Below are 6,029 nucleotides of genomic sequence, written 5' to 3'. Positions count from 1 at the left end.
TAAGTCCCTGCCCTCTGCCGATAGTTTGTCAGCCATTCTTGACGCCTATTCTGTGGATATCTCGGTGATTTTAGAAGGTGTCAACCTATCGCTGGTTGATCGGCAATTTCTGCACATACCGGCAGTTGCTTCCCACATAGCGAACAATCAAAAAATGCATACCTCTTCCATAAAGCGGTGGCTATTTAGCTCGGCCATAGCCTGTATTGTGGGTTTTACGGCTATCGCCGCCGGGCATCTGGGCCTGGTATTTGCGAACACACAGTATAGCTACTATTCAGCTGGCATTGTGAATCCTGGAGAGTCGCAGTTAATCTTCGACAACTGGAGACAGCATATGCAGAGACACACGTTCGGAACTGAAGATTTTAGGAAACACGTCAGAGAAACCGAAGAGAAAAAACAGGAGATGGTCCAGCGGCTCGACGAGAATTATCTGCTCGCCAACGAGTATAAAGGCGAAGTCTTTGTACTTCCCGTCGAGGGTGGCAGCAGAACCTACAAACTCATGCAACAAACCCATGAGGGAAAGGAAGTCCTCCGCGGAGAGAATCGCTTGCTCATGTTGGTGGGGTTCTTTCTGGCTATCGGCGGTCTGATCGGGTTTATTGTTGAATACCGACTCAGAAGAGCCAATAGCTCTTAAGCAAGCTTTCCAACGGTGCACGCCAGACGAATTACATGGCGTGCGCTGAGGCTTCTTATCGAACTGAGGCCCAGCCATCCAATTACTCCCTAGCCCGAACGCGCTGGTTCACCCGCTCCAAGATGTCTTCGGATTCTGTGCTGGCGCCCGTGCAGCCTATCCGGTGCCAGCTGTTTTCTCGCCGACCGCCCGCAAAGCTTTCGCCGACCACAAAACATTTATCGTCAAAGCTCATATACATATCACCGCCAGGGGCGGCGCGGTTGTTCTGCTGTTCGAATTCAGTCGGTTGTGTGGATGGGCGCGTAGCCCGGGCTGAGTCCAGCTTTGAGCGCATGGCCGGGTTGAATACATTGTTTCGAGAGGGAGTCTCGTGCGCATTCGGCGCATCGACTCGAAGATCTTCCGAGTTAATCACTAGGGGCCGTCGGGGCGAGGAAACCGGGACTTCAGCCTCTTCGGGAAGCACCTGAGAAATAACTTCAGTGTTTGGCGTAGGTTTGGGGTCGGGGGGTTCAACGCTTGACGCGGGCAATTCGGCTGCCGTTGGCTCTTCGACCTCTTGAGTCAGAGCTTCTGGAGCTTCGGCAGCAGGGTTGCGCATTCGGATTTGGAATGTGGGGGCAGGATTGACCGTAGCGGGCACACCGGTGGGCACAGCTATGCGGCCATACAACCAGATAAACAATAACCCGTGCGCCAATACAGAAACGGCAAAGCTGAAACCCAAGCGCCGGTTGACTGGGGGCTTGGAATTGCTTTGCTCCAGCTCCACCGGCAAAGACTCCACCCTCAACGAGGCATGGGGCATCGACTACTCCTTTATTATCATCCACTGCCATGAAGGACGCCGGCGGCGTCATAAAGTCAGTAGGACCCCTGCCCCATTTAAAAGGTTCCGACTAAGAAGGTTTGCAGTATCTGTGCGGTTTGATGGGAGTGCAGTTGCACCGGGATCCGGATGCGGGATGCTGCAATGCAGCAGACGTTTACGTGTTCAATAGGTGCTGGAATCGCTGCGGGTGATGGTGGAGGGAGCAAAAATTCTAAACGGTACGCTCTGAATTTTCGTTAGGGCGGAGCGTACTACTGCGTAAATCTTAGAGTAGATACGATCAGTTGTTATGCGTAAGCGCCCTGCCTTGGCAAGGGCGCTTGCGAGTGATCAGCTGGTAGACGTGCTGCTTTCGAGCTGTCCCCATAGGTCATACTCATCAGCATGCTCGATTGTAACGAGCACTTTGTCTCCGGGCTGCAGGGATTGTTCACCATTCAAATACACCAGACCGTCGATCTCCGGTGCATCCGCGTAGCTGCGGCCAATGGCCCCTTCTTCGTCCACTTCGTCGATCAACACTTCAAGGGTTCGGCCCACTTTAAGCTGCAGGCGGGCGGCAGAAATTTTTTGCTGCACCTGCATAAAGCGGTCGTAGCGCTCTTGTTTGATCTCTTCCGGAACCGGGTCGGGTAGCTCGTTGGCGGCGGCGCCGTCTACCGGTGAATACTGGAAACAACCGACGCGATCCAGCTGCGCTTCCTCAAGGAAATCCAGCAGCATTTGAAAATCTTCTTCGGTTTCACCGGGGAAGCCAACAATAAAGGTAGAGCGAATGGTTAGGTCTGGCACTTGCCGGCGCCAATCAGCGATACGCTCCAAGGTCTTTTCCACCTGCCCGGGCCGGCGCATTAAGCGCAGAATCTTAGGACTGGCGTGTTGAAAGGGAATGTCCAAGTACGGGAGTATTTTGCCTTCCGCCATCAAGGGGATGATGTTGTCTACGTGCGGATAGGGGTATACGTAGTGCAAGCGCACCCACACGCCCAGTTCGCCCAACGCGCTGCACAGTTGCTGCATGTGCGTTTTCAGAGGTCGGCCGTCCCAGAAGTCGGTACGGTATTTGATGTCCACGCCGTAGGCGGAGGTATCCTGGGAAATTACCAGCAGTTCTTTTACGCCCGCCTTGACTAGACGCTCCGCCTCACCCATCACCTGCCCAATGGGCCGACTCACCAGCTTGCCGCGCATGTCGGGAATAATGCAGAAGCTGCAACTGTGGTTGCAGCCTTCAGATATCTTCAGGTAGGCGTAGTGACGCGGGGTCAGTTTTACACCCTGGGGCGGCACCAGATCCAGGAACGGGTTGTGGTCCGCCTTGGGCGGCAGGTGCTGATGCACTTGCCCCAACACGGCCTCGTAGGCGTGAGGACCGGTAATCCCCAACACTTGGGGATGAACTTCGCGGATCTCGTCCTCTTTTGCGCCCAAACAGCCGGTAACGATCACTTTGCCGTTTTCCTTCAGAGCCTCACCGATGGTCCCCAGGGATTCCTCCACGGCGCTATCGATAAAGCCGCAGGTGTTTACGATCACCATGTCAGCGTCGTCGTAGCTGGGCACAATGTGATAACCCTCGGTTCGCAATTGGGTCAGAATGCGCTCGGAATCCACCAGATTCTTTGGGCACCCCAAACTGACAAAACCGACGGTGGGGGATTTACTCATAATCAGGGCTCGTGGGAGTTACTAAGGGCGGAAAAGAATGGACGGCATTGTAGGGCGTTAGGCCGGATTTTGCATCCTTAAAGCGATGGCTCAGGCGCTGTTGGACTCTGAGCTTGGCCGGTTTATCCGTCCGCACCCGGTTTCCTGATAGAATGGCCGCCCTTTACTGCGGATAGAACACCCTACTGAGATGCTTCCAGCCCCTCGCGTGCAGGCCATTAACTACCAACCGGACAGCAAACTGCTGTTTCGAGCGGTAGCGCACCTGCCCCACCCGGTTTGGCTCGACAGCGGCCGGCCGGGCAGCAGTTATGGTCGCTACGACATCATCAGTGCTTCCCCCAACAAACGCTTGATCACCCATGGGGATGAAACGCGCATTGAAAGCGACCAGGGTGAGGGCTTTACGTCCAAGGAAAACCCTTTCCAGCTTCTGCAGGCACACATGCCTGATCCCCTGGCTCCGGTTCCGGGTCTGCCGTTTGTCTCCGGCGCTATCGGATATTTTGGTTATGACCTGGGTCGCCGATTGGAACAGCTACCCAGCTTGGCGCGTTCGGACATCAACCTACCGGATATGTGCGTGGCAATTTACCCTTGGGCACTGGTGCAGGATCACGAAACCCAGCAGGCTTGGCTAGTCAGCCGGCCCGACTGGGACCTGGAGGATGTGTATCCTCTGGTAGCCGTGGAACACTTAAAGTCGCTTCTCATAAAAACGGAATTACCGTTTAAAATCAATAGCTTTCAGGCCGATCTTAATGTGACCGAGTACGCCAACTGCGTGACTCGAATTCAGGATTACATTCGCTCGGGCGACTGCTATCAGGTCAATTACGCGCAGCGCTTCAGTGCGGATTACCAGGGGGATCCCGCCACCGCCTACCTGGCCTTGCGCGAGGCGCTGCCCTCACCCTTTTCCGGTTATATACCGCTGGACCAAGGCGCTGTTCTAAGCCTGTCGCCGGAGCGTTTTGTACGTTTACAAAACGGCTTAGCCGAGGCCAAACCCATTAAGGGCACCATTGCCCGGGGCGCAACCCCCGAGCAGGACCAAGCCAACGCTCAGACGCTCAGCGCCAGCCAGAAGGACCGGGCGGAAAATCTGATGATTGTGGATTTGCTGCGCAATGACTTGAGCAAGACGTGTGAGCAGGTAGCGGTGCCCAAGCTGTTTGAATTGCAGAGTTTTGCCAATGTGCATCATTTGGTCAGCACTGTGACAGGAAAACTCAAACCCGACACCGATGCTTTGGATTTACTGGCGGGGTGTTTTCCCGGCGGCTCCATTACTGGCGCGCCAAAGATTCGCGCCATGGAGATTATCGAAGAGCTGGAGCCAACCCGGCGCTCGGTGTACTGCGGCAGCCTGGGTTACATCAGCGCCGACGGCAATATGGATACCAGCATCGCCATCCGCAGCCTGGTCTGCGATCAGGGGCGCATGCACTGCTGGGGCGGCGGCGGCATAGTGGCGGACTCGGAGCCGGAAAAGGAGTATCAGGAGAGCTTGAAAAAAGTGCAGTTATTGATGGATACGTTGGAGCGGACTTTCGGGGGAGGATGAGCTTCGCTGAGCTGGATCCCCGCTTTCGCGGGGATGACGGGTAGTCGGTAACACCTGGCCGTGTAGGTTAGCGGACTCTCTTTTAGCGGTCCGGCACCAGTGCGTCATTCCCGCGAACGCTGGAATTTATGTGCCTCTCGGCCAAGTTTGAGCTGGATCCCCGCCTTCGCGGGGATGACGAGTACTTGGTAGTCCGTAGATTGGACTCCTCTCCGGCGTTCCGCCACCTCCTCGTCATTCCCGCGCAGGCGGGAATCCATGTATTTTGACTGCCCTGCTCTTTTACAGCGTAAGATCGCGATTACTGGCTTCAATAAACGCCTTCTTCAGATCTTCAAAGGTGTGCACAGCCGGGAATTGGGGGAATTCCTCAATCACGTTTTGCGGCGCGTGGAAAAGGATGCCCGCATCCGCTTCGCCCAGCATAGTGGTGTCATTGTAGGAGTCGCCGGCAGCAATGACCCGGTAGTAGAGGGTTTTTAGGGCCAGCACGGACTGGCGCTTGGGATCCCTCTGGCGCAAGGTGTAATCCACCACTTTGCCGTCGGCATCCACTTGCAGGCGATGACACAGCAATGTTGGGAAGCCTAATTGGCGCATCAAAGGCTGGGAGAATTCGTAGAAGGTGTCCGACAGAATGATTACCTGGAAGCGCTCGCGCAGCCAGTCGATGAATTCCCGAGCGCCCTCAAGCGGCTGAAGCTTGGCGATCACGGCCTGAATCTCGTTCAAACCCAGCTTGTGCTCTTCGAGAATCCGCAGGCGCTGCTTCATCAGCACGTCGTAATCGGGGATGTCACGGGTGGTGGCCTTCAGCTCTTCAATACCCGTCACCTTGGCGAATTCGATCCAGATTTCCGGTACCAAAACCCCTTCCAGATCAAGACATGCAATTTCCACAACCAAATCCTCAAATATAGATAAGTATACGCCCGTTGGGCGCCTGTTAAATCGCGGGTGAATCTACCCCTTTCCGACGTCGAAAGCAAACACCTGACACCGAGGGTTTTCACGTGGAACATAAATCGCAGCGGAATTATCGCGGCCGTTTTAATAACCATAAAAACACACACGGCTCGCTGGAACCCGCTTGTGGAGCGGGCGACAGAAGGTACATGTAGTAGCTGAACGTAAAATGACCACCACATGGTGTATATTTTATGTGCTGAATGGTTAAATTTGAGACATTGTTCCACGGATAGCTTTTTGGCACCTCCAGGTCGATTTTTACTCTCATTGCCCCTACTCTCTACCAAGCCCGTCATCCATCGCGAAAGCGGGGCTCCAGCCCCTAAGAGTGTCGCCCCCCGTTT

The 6,029-nt window shown here is 55.0% G+C and carries 5 protein-coding genes; 2 read left to right on the top strand and 3 right to left on the bottom strand.

Annotated features, from left to right (window positions below; all coding sequences use genetic code 11):
- Positions 1-646 (top strand): hypothetical protein (locus RBH33_RS17580; protein ID WP_306733529.1); only part of this gene is annotated, 646 nt, incomplete at its 5' end.
- An 82-nt stretch (positions 647-728) separates the two neighbouring features.
- Here RBH33_RS17580 and RBH33_RS17575 read toward each other — a convergent pair.
- On the bottom strand, positions 729-1,457 hold the full coding sequence (locus RBH33_RS17575; RefSeq protein ID WP_306733528.1) for a hypothetical protein: 729 nt from the start codon (positions 1,455-1,457) through the stop codon (positions 729-731).
- A gap of 354 nt (positions 1,458-1,811) precedes the next feature.
- Positions 1,812-3,149, bottom strand: coding sequence for a 30S ribosomal protein S12 methylthiotransferase RimO (rimO, locus tag RBH33_RS17570; protein ID WP_306733527.1), 1,338 nt, complete (start codon positions 3,147-3,149; stop codon positions 1,812-1,814).
- Positions 3,150-3,339: 190 nt separating this feature from the next.
- Between rimO and pabB the strand changes: the two genes are divergently transcribed.
- Positions 3,340-4,716, top strand: coding sequence for an aminodeoxychorismate synthase component I (gene pabB / locus RBH33_RS17565; RefSeq protein ID WP_306733526.1), 1,377 nt, complete (start codon positions 3,340-3,342; stop codon positions 4,714-4,716).
- Between the two features lie 282 nt (positions 4,717-4,998).
- Here pabB and thrH read toward each other — a convergent pair whose 3' ends face one another.
- Complete coding sequence (gene thrH / locus RBH33_RS17560) at positions 4,999-5,616, bottom strand: bifunctional phosphoserine phosphatase/homoserine phosphotransferase ThrH (protein WP_306733525.1); 618 nt, start codon at positions 5,614-5,616, stop codon at positions 4,999-5,001.
- Positions 5,617-6,029 lie beyond the last annotated feature (413 nt).

This window comes from Marinimicrobium hydrolyticum, from assembly GCF_030848505.1.
GTDB lineage: Bacteria > Pseudomonadota > Gammaproteobacteria > Pseudomonadales > Cellvibrionaceae > JAVDDU01.
Note: the sequence above shows the minus strand (reverse complement) of the source record. Positions and strands in the feature narration are given on the sequence as shown.